At 69.1% G+C, this 20733-nt stretch carries 20 protein-coding genes and 1 pseudogene; 14 read left to right on the top strand and 7 right to left on the bottom strand.

The window, feature by feature from the left end; genetic code table 11:
* The 6 genes and pseudogenes from ACE3N6_RS08840 to fliN all read left to right on the top strand — a co-directional run.
* A pseudogene (locus ACE3N6_RS08840) lies at positions 1–433 on the top strand (flagellum-specific ATP synthase FliI); the annotation flags it as partial.
* A 93-nt stretch (positions 434–526) separates the two neighbouring features.
* A complete protein-coding gene (gene fliJ, locus ACE3N6_RS08835) occupies positions 527–976 on the top strand; it encodes a flagellar export protein FliJ (RefSeq protein ID WP_374244864.1) in 450 nt (149 codons plus the stop codon).
* 73 nt (positions 977–1049) lie between these two features.
* A complete protein-coding gene (locus ACE3N6_RS08830) occupies positions 1050–2165 on the top strand; it encodes a flagellar hook-length control protein FliK (protein ID WP_374244862.1) in 1116 nt (371 codons plus the stop codon).
* A gap of 94 nt (positions 2166–2259) precedes the next feature.
* Positions 2260–2829, top strand: coding sequence for a flagellar basal body-associated protein FliL (gene fliL / locus ACE3N6_RS08825; protein WP_374244860.1), 570 nt, complete (start codon positions 2260–2262; stop codon positions 2827–2829).
* A 15-nt stretch (positions 2830–2844) separates the two neighbouring features.
* Positions 2845–3843 carry a flagellar motor switch protein FliM gene (gene fliM, locus ACE3N6_RS08820; RefSeq protein WP_374244858.1) on the top strand — a complete coding sequence of 333 codons (999 nt, stop codon included), beginning with the start codon at positions 2845–2847 and terminating at the stop codon, positions 3841–3843.
* 3 nt (positions 3844–3846) lie between these two features.
* Entirely contained in the window at positions 3847–4305 is a 459-nt protein-coding gene (fliN, locus tag ACE3N6_RS08815; protein WP_374244856.1) for a flagellar motor switch protein FliN, read from the top strand.
* A gap of 67 nt (positions 4306–4372) precedes the next feature.
* On the opposite strand, the gene ACE3N6_RS08810 is transcribed toward fliN, so the two are convergent.
* Entirely contained in the window at positions 4373–4576 is a 204-nt protein-coding gene (locus ACE3N6_RS08810) for a hypothetical protein (RefSeq protein ID WP_374244854.1), read from the bottom strand.
* 228 nt (positions 4577–4804) lie between these two features.
* Here ACE3N6_RS08810 and fliO point away from each other — a divergent pair, with 228 nt between their 5' ends.
* The 7 genes from fliO to ACE3N6_RS08775 are packed head-to-tail and all read left to right on the top strand — an operon-like array spanning position 4805 to position 13351.
* On the top strand, positions 4805–5218 hold the full coding sequence (fliO, locus tag ACE3N6_RS08805) for a flagellar biosynthetic protein FliO (protein WP_374244852.1): 414 nt from the start codon (positions 4805–4807) through the stop codon (positions 5216–5218).
* Positions 5215–5958 carry a flagellar type III secretion system pore protein FliP gene (gene fliP, locus ACE3N6_RS08800; protein WP_374244850.1) on the top strand — a complete coding sequence of 248 codons (744 nt, stop codon included), beginning with the start codon at positions 5215–5217 and terminating at the stop codon, positions 5956–5958. Before fliO ends, fliP begins: the two co-directional genes overlap by 4 nt.
* 19 nt (positions 5959–5977) lie before the next feature.
* Positions 5978–6247: a flagellar biosynthesis protein FliQ gene (gene fliQ / locus ACE3N6_RS08795; protein ID WP_153162450.1), complete on the top strand. Its 270-nt coding sequence runs from the start codon at positions 5978–5980 to the stop codon at positions 6245–6247.
* Between the two features lie 5 nt (positions 6248–6252).
* The gene (gene fliR, locus ACE3N6_RS08790; RefSeq protein WP_374244847.1) at positions 6253–7035 is read left to right on the top strand and encodes a flagellar biosynthetic protein FliR; all 783 of its coding nucleotides are present in this window, start codon (positions 6253–6255) and stop codon (positions 7033–7035) included.
* Between the two features lie 6 nt (positions 7036–7041).
* Positions 7042–9138 (top strand): PAS domain S-box protein, encoded by a 2097-nt coding sequence (locus ACE3N6_RS08785; protein WP_374244845.1) that lies wholly within the window; start codon positions 7042–7044, stop codon positions 9136–9138.
* 38 nt (positions 9139–9176) lie between these two features.
* A complete protein-coding gene (locus tag ACE3N6_RS08780) occupies positions 9177–10217 on the top strand; it encodes an HD domain-containing phosphohydrolase (protein WP_374244843.1) in 1041 nt (346 codons plus the stop codon).
* A complete protein-coding gene (locus ACE3N6_RS08775) occupies positions 10214–13351 on the top strand; it encodes a response regulator (protein WP_374244841.1) in 3138 nt (1045 codons plus the stop codon). Before ACE3N6_RS08780 ends, ACE3N6_RS08775 begins: the two co-directional genes overlap by 4 nt.
* A 31-nt stretch (positions 13352–13382) precedes the next feature.
* Here the strand turns inward: ACE3N6_RS08775 and gloA are convergent, their stop codons facing one another.
* Genes gloA through glyQ form a run of 6 tightly spaced genes read right to left on the bottom strand, consistent with a single transcriptional unit; the run spans position 13383 to position 18818 of the window.
* Positions 13383–13769, bottom strand: coding sequence for a lactoylglutathione lyase (gene gloA, locus ACE3N6_RS08770; RefSeq protein WP_374244839.1), 387 nt, complete (start codon positions 13767–13769; stop codon positions 13383–13385).
* Between the two features lie 16 nt (positions 13770–13785).
* Entirely contained in the window at positions 13786–14508 is a 723-nt protein-coding gene (locus ACE3N6_RS08765) for a M48 family metallopeptidase (RefSeq protein ID WP_374244837.1), read from the bottom strand.
* The gene (locus ACE3N6_RS08760) at positions 14505–15257 is read right to left on the bottom strand and encodes a lysophospholipid acyltransferase family protein (protein ID WP_374244835.1); all 753 of its coding nucleotides are present in this window, start codon (positions 15255–15257) and stop codon (positions 14505–14507) included. Before ACE3N6_RS08760 ends, ACE3N6_RS08765 begins: the two co-directional genes overlap by 4 nt.
* Before the next feature lie 14 nt (positions 15258–15271).
* Entirely contained in the window at positions 15272–15805 is a 534-nt protein-coding gene (gene gmhB / locus ACE3N6_RS08755; RefSeq protein WP_374244833.1) for a D-glycero-beta-D-manno-heptose 1,7-bisphosphate 7-phosphatase, read from the bottom strand.
* Positions 15806–15825: 20 nt separating this feature from the next.
* A complete protein-coding gene (glyS, locus tag ACE3N6_RS08750) occupies positions 15826–17910 on the bottom strand; it encodes a glycine--tRNA ligase subunit beta (protein ID WP_374244831.1) in 2085 nt (694 codons plus the stop codon).
* On the bottom strand, positions 17910–18818 hold the full coding sequence (gene glyQ, locus ACE3N6_RS08745; RefSeq protein WP_374244829.1) for a glycine--tRNA ligase subunit alpha: 909 nt from the start codon (positions 18816–18818) through the stop codon (positions 17910–17912). The genes glyS and glyQ overlap by 1 nt, the downstream gene beginning before the upstream one ends.
* Before the next feature lie 388 nt (positions 18819–19206).
* Between glyQ and ACE3N6_RS08740 the strand changes: the two genes are divergently transcribed.
* Positions 19207–20718 carry a methyl-accepting chemotaxis protein gene (locus tag ACE3N6_RS08740; RefSeq protein WP_374244827.1) on the top strand — a complete coding sequence of 504 codons (1512 nt, stop codon included), beginning with the start codon at positions 19207–19209 and terminating at the stop codon, positions 20716–20718.
* The last annotated feature ends 15 nt before the right edge of the window (positions 20719–20733 follow it).

Below are 20733 nucleotides of genomic sequence, written 5' to 3'. Positions count from 1 at the left end.
CGGGCCGGACGGCGGCGGCTCGATCACCGCCTTCTACACCGTGCTGGCCGAAGGCGACGACCAGCAAGACCCGGTGGCCGACTCCGCCCGGGCGATCCTCGACGGCCACATCGTGCTGTCGCGCAACCTCGCCGATCAGGGCCACTACCCCGCCATCGACATCGAACAGTCGATCTCCCGCGCCATGCACAACCTGGTCAAGAGCCAGCACTTCGACATGGTGCGGCGCTTCAAGCAGCTGTTCTCCCGCTACCAGCGCTCCCGCGACCTGATCGCCGTGGGCGCCTACCACGCCGGCTCCGACCCGGTGCTCGACCAGGCGGTGGCCATGTACCCGCGGCTCGAAGCCTACCTGCAGCAGCGCATCGACGAGAGCGAGCCCTACGAATCCGCCGTCGAGAAGCTCCACGCCCTGTTCGGAGCCACGCCATGACCCACCCAGCCCCCCGCCGGCGCCCACAAGGCGATCTCACCCCGCCCCTAAAGATTCCCGTCCCCCGCCCGATAACGCCGGAGGAACGTGAAGATGACTGAGCGCTTCCCGCTGCAACCTCTGCTGGATCTGGCGAACAGCCGCATGGACGACGCCGCGCGCAAGCTGGGCGAACTCATCGCGAGCGAACACGCCGTGGAGGAGAAGCTCGCCCTGCTGGTGGACTATCGCAAGGAATACCAGGCCCGCTTCGTGGAAGCGGCCCGCAACGGCATCGGCCCCGACGCCTGGCGCAACTTCAGCGCCTTCCTCGGCAAGCTCGATGACGCGATCGCCCAGCAGCAGCGCCTCGTCTCCGACTCCCGGCAGCGCACCGAGCAAGGCCAGCAAGCCTGGGTGGACCAGCGCAACAAGGTGAAGGCCTTCGACACCCTGTCGCACCGCCACCACAGCGAGCAGGCCCGCAAGGAAGCCAAGCAGGAGCAGCGGCTCACCGACGAACACGCCGCCAAGCAATTCCGGGATCGCACCGACGAGGAGTGATCCGCCCGGGCGCCGCCCTGGCACGTGGCTTGCTGGATGACGTGGGTCTGCATCCTCACCAGGACTCAACATCATGCCCGGACCGGCCCTGAACCCGATCGCCACCTCCGCCCCTGTCGCCGCCGCCAAGAACGCCGGCAGCCCGCGCCCCGACGCCGCCGCCGAAGCCGGCGCGCCGGATGCGCCCGAGCAGGGCTTCGCCACCGAACTGAAACGTCAGATGCAGGGCGAGCGCACCCCCGACGAGGCCGCGAACGCCGACGCCCGGGCCACCGCCGCCAGCGACGAGGCGGCCCAGCCAGGCGACGACAGCCAGCCGGCCCAGCCCCCCGTGCCGCCCGATCTGGCAGCCCTGCTGGCTGCCACCGCCGCGGGTGCCGCACAGCCGGCCGGGCCCGCACGCGAGCCCCAGGCGCCCGAGCCGGCATCCGGCAGCGCTGCCATCGCGCCGTCGGCAAACCTGGGCATGGGCGACGCCAGCGGCAACATCACCCGCGGCCCGACCGATCCGGCCGCCGATGCGGCAAATCTTGCCGGCCGCCCTGCCGCCCAGGCCGGCGTCGACACCGAATCCGCCGGCAGCGGCAAGCCGCCGCTCCCCGAGCCCGGCGTCGGCGACGCCATCGGCGCCCGACCGGGCCGCGACACCGGCGCCGACGCGCTGGCCGCCGCCCCCACCAACAACTTCGCGGCGATCCACGCGGCGGCCCTGGCCAACCTGCGCGGCGAGAGCCCTCAGCCGGCCTCCAGCCCGGTGCCCCTGCACGTCGCCACCCCCGCCGGCACCCCCGGCTGGCCGGACGAGGTGGGCAACCGGGTGACGTGGATGGTCGGCCAGTCGGAGAGCCACGCCGAACTCACCCTCACCCCGCCCCAACTGGGCAAGGTGGAGGTGTCGATCACCGTCAGCGGCGAGCAGACCAGCGCCCAGATCGTCGCCGCCACGCCGGCCGCCCGCGAGCTGATCGAGCAAAGCCTGCCCCGCCTGCGGGAGGTGCTGGCGCAAAGCGGCATCAACCTGGGCCAGACCGACGTGGGCACCTCGGGCCAGCCCGGCGGCTCCGGCGAAGGGCGCCGGGGCGATCATCGCTTCAACCCCTCCCGCGGGGGTGGCGAAGCGGTCGTGGGCGGCAGCGCCAGCGGCCCCTGGCAGCGCCGCGCGGAAGGATTGGTGGATACGTTCGCCTGACAGGCCACAAATTGACGGGCGCTTCTGCCCCTTTTTCTGGCTTGGCCGGCGGACACGTTGGATAACAATGCACTGAGATAAGGAGAAATCCAGCATGTCGAAAGCACCGGCCAAGGCGGAAGCCGCCGAAGGGGAAGCCCCCGCCAAGGGAGGCAAGAAGAAGCTCATCATCATCATCGTTGCCGTCCTGATCCTGGCGATCGCGGGCGGCGCAGCCTTCATGCTGCTGGGCAAGAAGAAGCACGCCGAAGGCGAAGAGGAGGAAGAGCCGGCCCACCACGAGCCGCCCAAGGTCAAGGTCGACCCCTCCAAGCCGCCGGTCTTCGTGCAGCTCGAACAGTTCACCGTCAACCTCGCGCCGGAAGAGGGCGAGCACTTCCTGCAGGCCACGATGGTGCTGCGGGTGGCAGACCCCAAGGTCGGCGACTCCCTCAAGCTCTACATGCCCGAACTCAAGCACCGGGTCATCATGCTGCTCTCGTCCAAGAAGCCGTCCGACCTGGCCACCACCGAAGGCCGCGAGGAACTCGCCGACGAGATCAAGGAGGAGGCCAACGACGTGCTCGGCTACGCCCCCAACCCCAAGAAGAAGAACAAGCGCAGCCGCCCCGAGGACGACGGCCCGGTGCTGGCCGTGCTGTTCAACCAGTTCATCGTGCAGTAAGCGGGACACACCACCATGGCTCAGGACTTTCTCTCCCAGGAAGAGGTCGACGCCCTGCTCAAGGGCGTCACCGGGGAGTCCGACGAGCAGGTCGGGGGCGAGGAGAGCGGCGACGGCATCCGGCCGTACAACCTCGCCACCCAGGAACGTATCGTCCGTGGGCGCATGCCCACGATGGAACTCATCAACGAGCGCTTCGCCCGCTACCTGCGGATCGGGCTGTTCAACTACATGCACCGCAACGTGGAGGTCTCGGTCGGCCCGATCAAGGTGCAGAAGTTCAGCGAGTTCGTCCGCAACCTGGTGGTGCCCACCAACCTCAACCTGTTCACCGCCAAGCCCCTGCGCGGCACCGCGCTGATCGTGCTCGACCCCAACCTGGTGTTCCTGGTGGTGGACAACCTGTTCGGCGGCGACGGGCGCTTCCATACCCGCGTCGAGGGCCGCGACTTCACCCTCACCGAGCAGCGCATCATCCAGGGCCTGCTCAAGGTCACCTTCGACGAATACGCCAAGGCCTGGGCGCCGGTGCAGAAGCTGGAGTTCGAGTACGTCCGCTCGGAGATGAACCCCCAGTTCGCCAACATCGCCACCCCCGCCGAAGTGGTGGTGGCCTCGTCGTTCACGCTGGAGTTCGGCGGCTCCCAGGCAGAGATGCACTTCTGCTTCCCCTACTCGATGCTCGAGCCGATCCGCGAGACGCTCTACTCGACGATGCAGAGCGACCACATCACCCAGGACAACCGCTGGGTGAGCATGATGGGCAAGCAGCTGCAGAGCGCCGAAGTCACCCTGGTGGCCCGCCTGGGCACCGCCAAGGTCACCCTCGGCGACATCGTCAACATGAAGCCGGGCGACGTGATCCCCCTCAACATCCCCGAGACCGTGCAGGCCGAGGTGGACGGCATCCCCTTCGTGGAATGCCGCTACGGCGTGCAGCGCGGCCAGTACGCGCTCAAGATCGAACGCTTCCTCGCCCAGGAAGACGAAACCCCGGCCAGCGGCCAGGAGTAAGCCATGTCAGAAACCGATACCCCCGACGACAACCAGATCAGCGACGACGACTGGGCCGCCGCCATGCAGGAGCAGGCCGCCGCGGAGGGCCTCACCGACCCCGCGGAGCCCGCCCTCGGCGAGGAATCCCCCTTCCAGGCCAAGCCCGCCAGCCAGCTCTTCCCCGACTTCGGCCAGGCCGGCGCCAAGAGCGGCTCGATCAACGACTACGACATGATCCTGGACATCCCGGTGCAGCTCACCGTGGAGCTGGGACGCACCAAGATCGCCATCCGCAACCTGCTGCAGCTCGCCCACGGCTCGGTGGTCGAACTGGACGGCCTCGCCGGCGAGCCGATGGACGTGCTGGTCAACGGCACCCTGATCGCCCAGGGCGAGGTGGTGGTGGTGAACGACAAGTTCGGCATCCGCCTCACCGACATCATCACGCCCGCCGAACGCATTCGCAAACTGCGGGCCTGAGCGGCGCCGCAATACGATACAGCCCCGCGGCAAAATACCGCGGGGCTGTATCGCTTCAAGAGCTGGATCAGAGCACGCCGCTGCGCCCCCGGCCCAGCACCGAACTGGCCGGCCGGCGATCCGGCGCGTTGGCCCGGTGGAGCAGCCAGCGCTCCCCGAGAATCTTCAGCGCCCGCTGGCGCTTCTCCTCATAGCCGGACATGGCCGCGCCCAGCGCCCCCCCGTCTGCCACGCCAGCCGCGAGCTGGCTGTCACGATGCCACAGCAACATGATCGCACCTCCACTCTGTTGGGTCTGCCGTCTTCCCGAGCCACCCGGCCGCAACCGGGCGCTCCGTGCGTTTTGAGTATAGGCGCCCGAGGCAGTTCAGCAGGCAAAAGCCGAAAGCATGAAAAAGTGCCGTTTTGCCCGCCTTATCGCCCCATGGCCTGCCGTCGCCCGGCGCTATGCTCCCCCGCAGGCTCCCCCCGGAATGCCTCCGGATTCTCCCCCACCGCCATGCGACCTGTTCTGCCCACCGCCATGCTGCTGCTCTCCAGCCCCGCCCTGCCCGCCGACGGCAGCCCGGAGGTGGCGGGCAGCGTCGTGCAGATGCTGCTGGGGCTCGCCCTCATCGTCGGCCTCCTGATCGGCAGCCTGCACCTGCTCAAGCGCCTGGGCGCCGGCCAGGCCGGCAAGGCCGGGCTGGTGAAGGTGCGCGGCGCGGCGGCGGTCGGCCCGCGGGAGCGGGTGGTGCTGGTGGAGGTGGCCGACAAGGTGCTGGTGCTGGGCGTCGCCCCCGGCCGGGTCACCCCGCTCTGCACCCTCGACGCCCTCGACCTGCCCACCGCCGGCGACGCCCCGGCATCGGCCGCCGGCGGCGCCGACTTCCAGGCCTGGCTCAAACAGACGCTGGAGCGCCGCCCCCGATGAAAACCGCCTCCCCCCTCCGGCGTCTGGCGCCGCTGCTGCTGATGCTGCCCCTGCCGGTGCTGGCCCAGGCCATGCCGGCCCTCACCACGTCGCCCGCGGGCGGCGGCGGCACCCAGTACAGCCTGTCGATCCAGACCCTGCTGCTGCTCACCTCCCTGAGCTTCCTGCCGGCCGTCGTGCTGATGATGACCAGCTTCACCCGGATCATCATCGTGATGTCGCTGCTGCGCCACGCGATGGGCACCCAGACCTCGCCCCCCAACCAGGTGATCGTCGGGCTCTCGCTGTTCCTCACCTTCTTCATCATGGCGCCGGTGGCCGACAAGGTTTACACCGACGCCTGGCAGCCCCTGTCGGAAAACCGCATCACCTTCAACGAAGCCCTCGACCGCGCCACCGTGCCGGTCAAGGCCTTCATGCTCAAGCAGATCCGCGAACCCGACCTCAACCTCTTCTCCAAGCTCGCCAAGACGCCGCGCGTCGAAAAAGCCGAAGCGCTGCCGATGCGCGTGGTGATCCCCGCCTTCGTCACCTCCGAACTCAAGACCGCCTTCCAGATCGGCTTCATCGTCTTCATCCCCTTCCTCATCATCGACATGGTGGTCGCCTCGGTGCTGATGTCGATGGGGATGATGATGATGAGCCCGGCCATCGTCGCCCTGCCGTTCAAGATCATGCTCTTCGTGCTGGTGGATGGCTGGAACCTGCTGATCGGCTCGCTGGTGCAGAGCTTCGGATAGCCCCCGGAAGGAACCCGCCATGACGCCCACCACCGTCATCGACCTTGGCCGTCAGGCCCTCGAACTCACCCTGCTGGTGTCGGCGCCGCTGTTCATCGCCGCGCTGGTCACCGGCCTGGTCGTCTCCATCTTCCAGGCCGCCACCCAGATCAACGAGCAGACCCTGTCCTTCGTGCCCAAGCTCATCGCCACCTTCATCACCCTGGTGGTGGCCGGGCCGTGGATGATCACCATGATGACCGACTTCATCCGCCGCCTGTTCGAGAACATCCCCGCGATGATCGGGTAGCGCCCATGCTGTCGGTCACCAGCGCCCAGCTCGACGCCTGGCTCGCCCTGCTCGCCTTCCCGCTGGCCCGCATCCTCGGGCTGGTCGGCATGGCCCCGGTGTTCTCCAACAACGGCATCCCGCGGCGGATCAAGCTGGTGGTGGGGCTGGCGATCGCCATCGGCATCGCCCCGGCCCTGCCGCCCGCGCCGCCCATCTCGCTGGGCTCCTGGCAAGGGCTGCTCACCCTGGCCCTCGAAACCCTGATCGGCGTGGCGATGGGCCTCGTGCTGCGGGTGGTGTTCGCGGCCCTCGACGTGATGGGCGAGATCGTCAGCCTGCAGATGGGCCTGTCCTTCGCCACCTTCTTCGACCCCATCGCCGGCGGCCAGACGGGCGTGGTCGGCGAGTTCCTGATCCTCATGGCCACCCTCATCTTCCTGGCCCTCAACGGCCACCTGCTGATGGTCGACGCCCTCGCCCACAGCTTCGAATGGCTGCCCATCTCCGCCACCCCGCCCCACAAGGGCGGCTGGCTGCTGCTGGCGCGCTTTGGCGCCAGCGTGTTCTCCACCGGCCTGCTGATGGCGCTGCCCATCGTCACCGCGCTGCTCATCACCAACATCGCGCTCGGCATCCTCACCCGCGCCGCCCCCCAGCTCAACCTGTTCGCCATCGGCTTCCCGATCACCTTGACGGTCGGCTTCGGGGTGCTCATCCTTGCCCTCAATCACCTGGCCCCGCTGCTCCAGCACTTCTACGACGTCGGCTTCGGAACCATGGCCGACCTGGTCCGCGCCCTGCGCTGAAACGTCATGCCACCGCCTGCCACACCGCCCCTCGACCCCGCCCACGCCGGCTTCACCGCCCTCTTCCGCTTCCTGCCTGAAATGGTGGCCCTGTCCACCCTGGACGACGACCTGCTCGTCGACGTCAACGACAACTGGAGCGCCGCCCTCGGCTACAGCCGCGAGCAGAGCGTCGGCCACAGCTGCACCGATCTGGGCATCTGGCACAGCCCGGCCGACCGCGCCGCGATCCGCGCCGAACTGCTGGCCGGACGCGACGTGGTGGACCGCCCCGTGATGCTCGTCACCCAGGCCGGCGCGCCCCTCGAAACCCTGCTGCGCGCCCGCACCCTGCGCATCGACGGGCAAGCCTGCATGCTCACCGTGTGCCAGGACATCACCCCCCAGCGCCGCCTCGAGAAAGCCCGCCAGGACGCCGCCGAAGCCCAGCGCATCTCGGAGGTCATGTTCTCCACCGCCTTCCACTCCAGCCCCGAGGCGATCACCCTCAGCCGCCTCGCCGACGGCAAGGTGCTGGCGGTCAACCCGGCCTTCGTCGGCCTCACCGGCTGGCAGCCCGACGCCGCCCTCGGCCGCACCGCCCACGAGCTGGGCCTGTGGCCCTACCCCGAAGAGCGCGTCGCCATCGTCGAACTGCTGGGCGAGCACGCCGTGCTGCGCGACTTCCAGTGCACCCTGGGCACCGCCGGCGGCAGCCACCGGGACTGCCTGGTCAACGCCTCCACCGTGGACATCGCCGGCCAGACCTGCCTGATCTGCATCATCCGCGACGTGACCGACCAGAAGGCCGCCGTCGCCAGCCTGCACGACAGCCAGAACAAGTTCACCACCATCTTCACCTCCGCCCCCATCGCGCTGGCCCTCACCCGCATCCGCGACCGCAGCTACCTCGACGCCAACCCGGCCTGGGAGCGCCTCTTCGGCTGCAGCCGCGAGACCATCCTGTCCCGCACCAGCGGTGAGTTCGGCTGCTGGATCGACCCCCGGGACTACGACGCCCTCTACGCCACCTTCGCCAGCAGCGACGTGGTCGAGCAGCACGAAGTCCGGCTGCGCCCGCTCGACCGCCCGGGCGTCGCCAGCTGCCTGATCTCCGCCCGCCGCCTGCGGGTGGGCGACGAAGACTGCGCGCTGTGGTCGATGGTGGACATCTCCGAGCTGCGCCGCATCCAGGCCCACATCGAAGACCTCAACCAGGGCCTCGAACGGCGCGTCGCCAACCGCACCGCCGAACTCACCAAGGCCCTCGGCATCCTCCACCAGACCCAGGAAGAGCTGATCCGCAGCGAGAAGATGGCGGCGCTGGGCTCCCTCGTCGCCGGCATCGCCCACGAACTGAACACCCCCATCGGCAACAGCGTCACCGTGGCCACCACCCTCGCCGCCCGCACCGACGACCTCATTGCCGCCTACAGCGGCGGCAAGCTGCGCCGCGCCGAATTCGACCGCTTCACCCACGGCGCCCGCCAGGCCGTCGACCTGCTGATGCGCAGCCTGCTGCGGGCCGAAGAGCTGGTGCGCAGCTTCAAGCAGGTGGCGGTGGACCAAACCAGCGAACAACGCCGGCGCTTCGAACTGAACGAAGTGCTGCGGGAGATGGCGATCACCCTCAGCCCGATGTTCAAGAACGGCAACGTCACCCTCCAGGTCAATGAAGCCGGCCCCTTCACCCTGGACAGCTTCCCCGGCCCCCTCGGGCAGATCTTCACCAACCTCATCGCCAACGCCCTCCTGCACGCCTTCGACGGACGCCCCCGGGGCAGCATCGTCGTCACCCCGCGCATCCTCGACGGCGCCACCCTCCAGATCGAATTCGCCGACGACGGTCGCGGCATCCCCCTGGCCGATCAGCGGCGCATCTTCGACCCCTTCTTCACGACGCGCCTCGGGCGCGGCGGCACCGGTCTCGGATTGCATATCGTTTACAATCTCGTCACCCAGGTGCTGGGCGGGCGCATTACCGTGCACAGCTCGCCCGGCGCCGGAACGCGCTTCATCCTCACCCTGCCGCAGACCGCCCCCGCCCGAAGCGAGGACCGGATCGACACCGCCCCGGGCCCCATCCCGGCGCTCAATTTCGAGGACTTCGGGCCGATAATCTGAGGCCGGTCGCGGCTTGCGCCGGCCTTCCGGGAGTTTCCATGGCCATTGCCATCGTCGACGACACACCCCTCAACCTCACCCTGATTCAGGCCCTCGTCCGCAAGCTCACGCCGCCGGACACCGAGATCGTCACCTTCAGCTCGCCGCTCGAAGGCCTGCAGTGGTGCAGCGGCAACGAGCCCGACCTGGTCATCGTCGACTACATGATGCCGGACCTCAACGGCGTCGAATTCATCCAGACCGTCCGCAAGCTCTACCCCGCCGACACCGTCCCGATCCTGATGGTCACCGCGGCCCACGAGAAGGAAGTGCGCTACGAGAGCCTCACCGCCGGCGCCAACGACTTCCTCACCAAGCCCATCGACCGCCACGAGTTCGACCCCCGCGTGCGCACCATGCTCGCCCTGCGCGCCAGCCACCAGCGCCTGCGCACCTGGAACGACGACCTGCGCAGCGCGGTCGTCCTCAAGACCGCCGAGATCGTCGCCCGCGAACAGGAGACCATCACCCGGCTGGCCCGGGCCGCCGAGTTCCGCGACCCCGAAACTGGCGCCCACATCCTGCGGATGGCCCACTACTCCCGGCTCATCGCCCGGGCCCTGGGGCTCGACACCGAAACCTGCGAGCGCATCCTCACCGCCGCGCCGATGCACGACATCGGCAAGGTCGGCACCCCCGACAACATCCTGCTCAAACCCGGCCGGCTCACCCCCGACGAGCTGACGATCATGCGCCAGCACCCCCGCATCGGCCACGACATCCTCAAGGGCTCCTCGTCGCCGATGATCCAGATGGCCGCCGAGATCGCCCTCACCCACCACGAGAAGTTCGACGGCAGCGGCTACCCCGACGGCAAGGCCGGCGAGGCCATTCCCCTGGTCGGGCGGATCGTCGCCGTCGCCGACGTCTTCGACGCCCTCACCTCGCCCCGCCCCTACAAGCCCGCCTGGACCCTCGACGCCGCCTTCGAGTTCATCCGCGAAGGCCGGGGCAATCACTTCGACCCCGTCTGCGTCGACGCCTTCCTGGGCCTGATCCCCGAGATCCTCGACATCCGCGAGCGGTTCAAAGACGAATGAAAGACAGCCTCCACCGCCTGGCGCAGCGCGCCGGCCTCGGCACCCTCCGGCAACAGCTCACCGCCCTGTTCGCCGCGCTGCTCACCCTCTCCCTCGGGGTGTACACCGTGTATGTGGGCGACGAGCAGGTGGAGTTCATCGAGCGCCTGGAGCGCCAGCACGCCGACGAGCTGACCCACGCCCTCGCCGCCGCCCTCGAACCCGACCTCGCCAGCGGCAACACCGCCAGCGCCACCCGCCACCTCCTCAAGCTCGACGACAACCCCCACATCCGCCGCGCCACCGTCACCGACCGCCAGGGCGTGCCCCTCGCCAGCGTCGCCCGGCGCGGCGAGCGTGCGCAGATCGCCGTCGAGCCCCCCGGCGACACCCCCATCCCGCTCCCCGACAGCGCCCGCCGCGCCGCCCAGGGCGCCACCGGCAACGGCTCCACCCACTTCGTGGCCTGGGCCGGCATCGGCGGCGACGCCCCGCTGGGCTGGCTGCGCATCGAGGTAGCCCCGGTGGCCGGCGACAACCTGCACCACATCATCGTCGACAGCCTGATCGCCGCCATCGTCACCCTGATCGCCGGCACCCTCGTCATCCGCCACGTCCTGCGCCCGCCCCTGCGCAGCCTGGCCCGCGCCACCGGCTTTGCCGAAACCCTCGAGACCGCCCACGGCCAGACCCTCGACGAAGACAGCCCGGTGGCCGAAGTGCGCCAGCTGGTCGACGCCCTCAACCGCACCTCGGTGCGCCTGCACGAAGGCCAGTCGGCCCTGGCCGCCAGCGAATCGCGCAACCGGGCGATCGCCCAGGCCTCCCTCGACAGCATCGTCACCATCGACGAGCACCGGGCCATCATCGAATTCAACCCCGCCGCCGAACGCACCTTCGGCATCCCCGCCCGGGACGCCATCGGCCGGCGCGCCGTCACCCTGCTCTTCCCCGAGCGCATCCGCGACGCCCAGACCCAGGCCCTCCTCGACCTGCTGGCCAACACCCGCGACGGCACCCTCGCCCAGCGCACCGAAGCCATCGCCGTGCGCCGCACCGAGCACGGCAGCGTCGAATTCCCCGCCGAAGTGGCCCTGGTGGCCGTCACCAGCGGCGGCCGCCAGCTCATCACCGCCTACGTACGCGACATCGGCGAACGCAAGGCCGCCGAAGCCGCCATGCGCCAGGCCCGCGACGTCGCCGAAGCCACCAGCCGCTCCAAGAGCGACTTCCTCGCCAACATGAGCCACGAGATCCGCACGCCGATGAACGCCATCATCGGCATGACCGACCTCACCCTCGACACCCGCCTGGACGACGAACAGCGGGAATACCTGAACCTCGTCAAGACCTCCGCCAACTCGCTCCTGGGCATCATCAACGACATCCTCGACTTCTCGAAGATCGAAGCCGGCAAGCTCGATTTCGAGCACATCGACTTCAGCCTGCGCGACTGCGTCGGCCTCGCCGTGCGCACCCTCCAGCAGCGCGCCGACGAAAAGGCCCTGCGCCTCACCGCCCAGGTCGCCCCCAGCGTGCCCGACAACCTGGTGGGCGACCCCCACCGGCTGCGCCAGGTGCTCATCAACCTCATCGCCAACGGCATCAAATTCACCGACCGCGGCGAAGTGCGCGTCCTCGTCGAACCCGGCGCCGACGCGGCCAACGGCAATCCGCGCCAGATCGAACTCGCCTTCAGCGTGGTCGACACCGGCGTCGGCATCCCCGCCGAAAAGCAGAGCCTGATCTTCGAAGCCTTCTCCCAGGCCGACACCTCCACCACCCGCCGCTACGGCGGCACCGGGCTCGGGCTCACCATCAGCGCCCAGCTCGTCCAGGCGATGGGCGGGCGCATCGGCGTCGCCAGCACCCCGGGCGAAGGCAGCACCTTCCGCTTCACCGCCCGTTTCGACGCCGGCCACGCCACCCCGGTGCTCGACGAGCAGGCCCACCTCGAAGGCCTGCCGGTGCTGGTCGCGGTGGATCACCCCGGCGAACGGGCGATGCTCGACGAACTCCTCGGCCAGTGGCGCATGAAGCCGGTCACCGTCTCCGACGCCGGCAGCGCCCTGCGCGAGCAAAGCCGGGCCAGCGCCGACGGCAAGCCCTTCAAGGTGGTGGTCATCAGCACCCAGCTCCCCGACATCGAAGGCTTCGACCTCGCCGAAGCCATCCTCTCCGCCGCCACCCCGCCGCCCTGCATCGTCATGCTGGCCGGCGAAGGTCGCCGCGGCGACGGCGCCCGCTGCCGCGAGATGGGCATCTCGGCCTACCTGCCGATGCCCATCATGGCATCCGACCTGCTCAACGCCATCCTCCTGTCGGTCGTCCCCATCGAAGACGCCGGCACCGCCAGCGACCGCTCGCCCCTCATCACCCGCCACAGCCTGCGCGAGCAGAAACGCCAGCTGCGCATCCTGCTGGCCGAAGACAACGTGGTGAACCAGACCCTCGCCCTGCGCCTGCTGGGCAAGCTCGGCCATCAGGCCGACGTGGCCGGCAACGGCCAGGAGGCCCTGGACCTGCATGCCCGCAACCGCTACGACCTGGTGCTGATGGACGTCCAGATGCCCATTCTGGGCGGCTTTGAAGCCACCGCCCGGATCCGCGAACGGGAAGCCAGCGGCGTTCCCCGCACCCCCATCGTGGCCATGACCGCCCACGCCATGAAAGGCGACCGGGAGCGCTGCCTCGCCGCCGGGATGGACGGCTACCTCTCCAAGCCCGTGCACGCCCCCGACCTGGTGGACGTGCTCATCCAGCACACCGGCCGGGGCGACCCGGCCCCGCCGCCCCCGAGCGAGCCCACCACCATCAGCGGCCCGGTGTTCGAGCGCCAGAAGGTGCTGTTCAACCTGGGCGGCGACGAGCAGCTCCTGGAGCAGCTCATCGGGATGTACATCGAAGACGAACCCCGGCTGTTTGCCGAGATCGAGGCCGCGGTAATCGAAGGCGACGCAGAGGCCCTGCACAACGCCGCCCACGCCCTGAAGGGCGCGGTGTCCAACTTCTACGCCGGCCGCGCCCAGGCCAGCGCCCTGCAGCTCGAACGCATCGGCCGCGAGAAGCGGATGACCGACGCGCCAGACGCCCTCGAAACCCTCCGCACCGAACTGGCCGCCCTGCGGCACACCTTCACCGGATCGGCCGCCTGAGCCCCGGCCGCAGCGGGGCCGGCGCGGTCGCTCAGGCCTTCGCCTGGATCAGCTCCACCTTGTAGCCGTCCGGGTCTTCGACGAAGGCGATCACCGTGGTGCCGTGCTTCATCGGGCCCGCCTCGCGCACCACCCTCCCGCCGCGAGCCTTGATCGCCTCACAGGCCGCGTAGGCGTCGGGCACCTCCAGCGCGATGTGGCCGTAGGCCGTGCCCAACTCGTAGGACTCGACGCCCCAGTTGTGGGTAAGCTCCAGCACCGCCCCCTCGGATTCGTCCTGATAGCCCACGAAGGCCAGGGTGAACTTGCCCTCCGGGTAATCCCTGCGCCGCAAGAGGCGCATCCCGAGCACGTCGGTATAGAAGGCGATGGACCGCTCGAGGTCCACGACGCGGAGCATGGTGTGCAGCAGACGCATGGTATTTTCCTGGAAATCAGAGATGGGGAAGATCCGCCGCCGCCCGGCGTAAAGCCTTGCGGGCCGCGACGTGATCGGGATAGAGCGACTCAACCACCGACCAGAAGCGCGGCGAGTGGTTCATTTCCACCAGATGCGCCACCTCGTGGGCCACCACGTAGTCGATGATCGGCAGCGGCAGATGCACCAGCCGCCAGTGCAGGCGGATGCCGCTGCGGCTGCTGCAGCTGCCCCAGCGGGTGCGGGCGTTCGAGAGCGCCACCGGCGGCACCGGCCGTCCCAGGCGCAGGCAGAACTCCTCGACCCGGTTCCTGAACAGATCGAGCCCCCGTTGCTGCAGCTCCCGCAGCAACAGCCGGCGGGCATCGCCGCCGCTGCGCAGCGCAAGCTCCAGCACCCGCTCCGGGCCGATCTCGCGCCACAGCACCCGGTTGTTGCCGCGCCCGACGGAGAGCCGCCAGACTTCGCCCAGAAAAGGCACCGCCGCCCCATCCACGGCCTCGAAGGCCGCACGGGCCTCGGGCACCGGGCGCTGCTGGAGTTTTTCGACGACCCACGCGGCGTGACTGCGGATGAAGGCTTCGGCCTCCCGCAGCCCCACCCTGAGCGGCACGCCCACCGTAAGCCCCCGGTGATCGATGCGCAGCCCCAATGTCTTGCGGACGCTGCGCCGCAGGGTGTAGGCAACCCGCAGCCCGTCGAGGAGGATCTCGCGGGATTCGACAGCCGGCGCGGTCACGCCCTGGCCGGCTCCTGACCCTTGCCGCCGCGCGGGTAATGGGACGGGAACAGCCGGCGCATCTCGGCCTCGATCCAGGCCTCGGCTTTGGCGTTGATCTCGTCCACGGTGAGCCCGTGGGTGTCGATCACCGGGCCGACGCTCACCACCACCTCGCCGGGGCGCTTGAAGAAGGCGTTGCGCGGCCAGAACTCGCCGGCGTTGTGCGCCACGGGCACCACCGGCGTGCCGGTGGCCCGGGCGAGCCAGGCGCCGCCCGGCTTGTAGCGCTTGGTGGTGCCGGGCGCCACCCGGGTGCCTTCGGGGAAGACGGTGACCCAGAAGCCCTGCTTCAGACGGTCGCTCCCCTGTTCGACCACCTGGTTGAGGGCGTCCTTGCCGGCGGCCCGGTCGATGGCGATCATCGGCATCTGGGAGATGCCCCAGCCGAAAAAGGGCACCTTGTGGAGCTCGCGCTTCATCACGAAGACCATCGGCGGAAAGACATCCTGCAGCATGATGGTCTCCCACGCGGACATGTGCTTGGAGAGCACGATGGCCGGCCCTTCGGGAATGTTGGCCGCGCCTTCGAGCCGGTACGGGATGCCCAGCACGTGCTTGATGACCCAGATCATGATCCGCGCCCAGCCCCGGATGAGCTTGTGGCGCACCTGGGGCGGGAAGGGGAAGGTGCACATGCCGATGAGGGCGTAGAGCGGGGTGAAGATGCCCAGGGCGAGCATGAACAACAGGTTGCGGATCAGGACCACGGAGGGGTTTCCAGTCAGACGGTGAGCTGCGCGGCCACGGCCGCCAGGTCGGGGAAGATCTGGGTGCCGGGCGGCAGGGCCGGGTCGGCCTGGGTCTTGACACCCTTGCCGGTGAGCACCAGAAACGGCGTGCAGCCCACCGCGACGCCGGCCTGCAGGTCGCGCAGGCTGTCGCCCACTACCGGCACGCCGCGCATGTCCACGTTGAAGCGCTCGGCGATCTGCTGGAACATGCCCGGCTTGGGCTTGCGGCAGTCGCAGGTGGAATCCGCGGCGTGGGGGCAGAAAAAGATGGCGTCCAGCCGCCCGCCCGCCTGGGCGAGCGACTTGGTCATCTTTTCGTTGATGGCATTGAGGGTGTCCATGTCGAACAGCCCGCGCCCGACCCCCGACTGGTTGGAGGCGACCACCACCCGCCAGCCGGATTCGTTGAGCCGCGCGATGGCCTCGAGCGAGCCGGGGATCGGCCGCCACTCGTCCGGCGACTTGATGAACTGGTCGGAGTCGAAGTTGATGACGCCGTCCCGGTCAAGCACGATGAGCTTCATGGACTGCCCCCTTGCCCGGCTCACGCGGAGAGCCGCGAGATGTCGGCCACCTGGTTCATCAGGCCGGCGAGCTGTGCCAGCAGGGCCAGTCGGTTCTGGCGCACCAGCGGCTCCTCGGCCATCACCATCACCTCGTCGAAGAAGCGGTCCACCGCCGCGCGCAGCCCGGCGAGCACGCGCAGGGCTTCGGTGTAGGCCTCGTTCTGGAAATGCGAACGGGCCAGCGGGGCGACTTCGACGATGGCATGGAACAGGGCCTTCTCGGCGTCTTCGACGAGCAGCGCCACGTCGGGTTCGCCGACCGGGCCCTCGGCCTTCTTGAGGATGTTGACGATGCGCTTGTTGGCGGCGGCCAGCGCGGCGGCTTCCGGCAGTTGCTGGAAGGCGGCCACGGCGTCGAGCTTGGGCACCACCAGATCGATGCGGGTGGGCTTCTGGGCCAGCACGGCGTCCACCGCGTCCGGGGCGTGGCCGGCGTCGCGCAGCAGGTTGCGCAGGCGCTCGAGCATGAAGTCGAACAGCGGGCCGGGCAGCTCGGCGCTGAGCACGCCCGGGGCAAAGGCGCCGGCGGATTCGTCGATGAGGGTGACCAGATCGAGGGGCAGCGGCCCTTCCATCAGCATCCGCAGCACGCCCAGGGCGGCCCGGCGCAGGCCGAAGGGGTCCTTGTCGCCGGTGGGGATCTGGCCGATGCCGAAGAAGCCGGTGAGGGCGTCGAGCTTGTCGGCCAGGGCCAGGGCGCGGCCGATGTTGGAGTCGGGCAGCGCGTCGCCGGCAAAGCGCGGGCGGTAGTGCTGCTCGATGGCTTCGGCCACCACCGGCTGGGCGCCTTCGGCCAGGGCGTAGTAGCGACCCATGATGCCCTGCAGTTCGGGGAACTCGCCGACCATGTCGGTCAGCAGGTCGGCCTTGGAGAGCAGCGCGGCGCGGTTGGCGAGGTTCTCGTCGGCGCCCAGCAGGCCGGCGATCTTGCGGGCCACGGTGGACAGGCGCTCGACCCGGTCGCCCAGGGAACCGAGCTTGTTGTGATAGACCACCGAGCCAAGCTTGACCACGCGCGGCGTGAGGCCGGCCTTGATGTCCTGCTCGAAGAAGAAGCGGGCGTCGGACAGGCGCGGGCGCACCACGCGCTGGTTGCCGGCGACGATGTTGGAGGGGTCGGCCAGCTCCATGTTCGAGACGATCAGGAAGCGGCTGGTGAGCTTGCCGGCGCCGTCGAACAGCGGGAAGTACTTCTGGTTGGCGCGCATCGTGAGGATCAGGCATTCCTGCGGCACGGCCAGAAACTCGGCCTCGAACTCGCCCACGTAGACGGTGGGGTGTTCGACCAGCGCGGTGACTTCGTCGAGGAGGTCGGCGTATTCGCCCAGGGTGGCCCCCTGGCGGCCGGCCTCGGTGACGAGCTGCTTCTCGATGTTGGCGCGGCGCTCGGCGAAGTCGGGGATCACCTTGCCTTCGGCCAGTAGGGTGGGCTCGTAGGCGTCGGCGGAGGCGATCTCGATCTCGCCGCGGCTCATGAAGCGGTGGCCGCAGGTGGTGCGACCGGACGGGATGTCGAGCACGCGGCCCGGCACCACGTCGGCGCCGTGGAGCAGGGTGAGCTTGTGGGCGGGACGCACGAAGGTGGCGTCGCCGTCGCCCCAGCGCATCACCTTGGGAATCGGCAGCGCCTTGAGGGCGTCCTGGACGATGCCGGCGAGCACGTCGGCGAGCTTCGCGCCGGCCACGGTGCTGGTGTAGAACAGGGCCTCGGCCTTGCCGTCCATGCGGCGCTCGAAGCTGGCTACGGCCGACAAGGGAATGCCCTTGCCTTCGAGCTTCTTGGTGAGGGCCGGGGTGGGCTGTCCGTCAGCCGTGAGCGCCACCGAGACCGGCATGATCTTCTCGGTCACATCCTTGGCAGCGGCTTCGGGCAGCACGCCGGCGACAGTGACGGCCAGCCGGCGCGGGGTGGCGAACCAGCGGAAGGCGCCGTCGGCGGCGGCCAGGCCGCGGGTGCGCAGGCCGGCCACGATGGCATTGGAGAAGGCCTGGCCCAGCTTGGGCAGGGCCTTGGGCGGCAGTTCTTCGGTGAGCAGTTCTACGAGCAGGGTCGCGCCGGTCATCACGCGGCCTCCTTCTTCAGCATCGGGAAGCCGAGGGCTTCGCGGGAGTTGTAATAGGCCTGGGCCACTTCGCGGGCCAGCGCACGCACGCGGCCGATGTAGGCGGCGCGTTCGGTGACGGAGATGGCGCCACGGGCGTCGAGCAGGTTGAAGGTGTGGGAGCACTTCATGACCATCTCGAAGGCCGGCAGCACCAGCGGCACGGCCATCAGGCGCTTGGCTTCGCCTTCGTATTCGCCGAACAGGCGGAACAGCCACTCGACGTTGGAGTGCTCGAAGTTGTAGGTGGATTGTTCCACCTCGTTCTGGTGGTAGACGTTGCCGTAGGTGACCGGCGTGCCATCCGGGCCGATCGACCAGACCAGGTCATAGACGTTCTCGACGCCCTGCAGGTACATGGCCAGACGCTCCAGGCCGTAGGTGATCTCGCCCAGCACGGGTTTGCACGAGAGGGAGCCGACTTCCTGGAAGTAGGTGAACTGGGTGACTTCCATCCCGTCCAGCCAGACCTCCCAGCCCAGGCCCCAGGCGCCCAGGGTGGGCGATTCCCAGTCGTCCTCGACGAAGCGGATGTCGTGGGCGCCCGGGTCGATGCCCAGCGCGCGCAGGCTGTCGATGTAGAGCTCCTGGATGTTGGCCGGCGAGGGCTTGAGCACCACCTGGTACTGGTAGTAGTGCTGCAGGCGGTTGGGGTTCTCGCCGTAGCGGCCGTCCTTGGGGCGGCGGGACGGCTGGACGTAGGCGGCGTTCCAGTGCTCCGGGCCGATGGCGCGCAGGAAGGTGGCGGTGTGGAAGGTGCCGGCGCCGACTTCGATGTCGTAGGGCTGGAGCAGCGTGCAGCCGTGCTCGGCCCAGAAGTTCGAGAGGCGCAGGATGATCTGCTGGAAAGTCGGTTTTTGGACGGACATGGATGCTCCGCGGCGAGGGCCGCGCGGTTTTGGGCAAAGTATCGATTTTACTGTGTTTGGGCGGGCAGGTGACGCCCCGCCGCACGGGCAGCCCGGGAAAGCGCCGCCCCCCGCGTCCGGCGCCCCTTTTCAAGAAGTAAACACCCACGGCCGTAAAGACAGGGGTAACACCTGCTGTCATCTAGAAAAAACCCAGCGCCCGCCCTTTCAGGTGCGCTCACCGGGGTGCCCTCGATCGGGCAAGACGCTGCGGAACATCGAGGAGATTCCTGACCATGAAATTAGCCAACCTGGCCGTCGCCGCACGTATGCGCCTGCTCATCGGGATGATGATGCTCGGCCTGATCGCCCTGTGTGCCGTCAGCCTGGGCAGCCTGCGCACGTCCTGATGGACGACCGCAAGGTGCAGACCAAGCATCTGGTCGAAAGCGGCGCGAGCGTCCTCAAGCACTTCCACGCGCTGGCCCAGGCCGGGACGCTCTCCGAGGCCGACGCCAAGAAGGCCGCTACCGAAACCCTGCGCGCGGTGCGCTACGACGGCAACAACTACCTCTTCGTCGTCACCGCCGCCAATCACTACGTGCTGTTCCCCACCAAGCCCGAGATGGAGGGCCGCGACGCCAGCGGCCTGAAGGACACCAACGGCAAGTTCATCTTCCAGGACATCGTGAAAGCGGCCAACGCCGGCGGCGGCTTTGTCGACTACTGGTTCCCCAAGCCGGGCGCCCAGGAATCCAGCCCGAAGGTGTCCTACGCCACCGGCTTCGCCCCGTGGGGCTGGATCATCGGCACCGGCATCTATGTGGACGACGTGGACCGGGAGTTCCGCGCCATCGCCACAATCCTGGGCGGCATCTCGCTGCTGCTGCTGGCCGTGCTGGGGGTGTTCGGCTGGCGCATCAGCGAAAGCGTGACCCGCCAGCTTGGCGGCGAGCCCCAGAGCGCCACCTCGGTGATGCAGCAGGCGGCCGACGGCAATCTCACCACCGACCTGGGCGAGACCCGGGAAGGCAGCATGCTGCACGCCCTGTCGGGCATGATGCGGGCGCTGCGCCGGATGGTGGGCGAGATCAACGACGGGGCCAACCAGCTGGTGAGCAACGCCGACCACATCTCCCGGGTGTCCACCCAGGTGGCCGACGCCGCCGAACGGCAGTCCGACGCAACCGCCGCGATGGCCGCCGCGATGGAGGAACTCACCGTCAGCTCCAGCCACATCTCGGCCAGCGCCCGCGAGACCGAGCTGAACGCCCAGCAGTCGATGCGCCTGGCCGCCGAAGGCAGCACCCGGGTGGAGGAAGCCGTCAGCGCGATCCGCAAGATGTCGGAGACCGTCATCGGCGCCTCGGACCGCATCCGGGCCCTGGAGGAGCGCATCGGCGAGGTGTCGTCGATCGCCAACGTGATCAAGGAGATCGCTGGCCAGACCAACCTGCTGGCGCTCAACGCCGCCATCGAAGCGGCCCGCGCCGGCGAGCAGGGCCGCGGCTTCGCGGTGGTCGCGGACGAAGTGCGCAAGCTGGCCGAACGCACCTCGTCGGCCACCACCGAGATCGAGCAGATGATTACCGGCATCCAGGGCGACACCGGCGAGGCCGTCCGCGCGATGAACGCTGCGCTGCCCGAAGTGGATCACGGCATCGCGCTGGCCAGCGCCGCCTCCGGCGCCCTCACGGCCATCGAGGCCGGCGCCCAGGAGGCCCTGGCCCGGGCCCACGAGATTGCCGACGCCACCCACGAACAGAGCGCCGCCAGCACCTCCATCGCCCAGCAGGTGGAGGAGATCTCGCACATGGTGGAGAACACCTCCGCCAACATCCGCGGCGCCGCCGAAGCGGCGGTGAATCTCGAGCGCATCGCCGGCGGCCTCAAGGACCAGATCGCCCGCTTCCGGGTGTGACCCGCCGCCGCCCCA

Source organism: Zoogloea sp. (genome assembly GCF_041904905.1).
Lineage (GTDB): Bacteria > Pseudomonadota > Gammaproteobacteria > Burkholderiales > Rhodocyclaceae > Zoogloea.
This window is presented reverse-complemented; position numbering and strand designations above follow the sequence as displayed.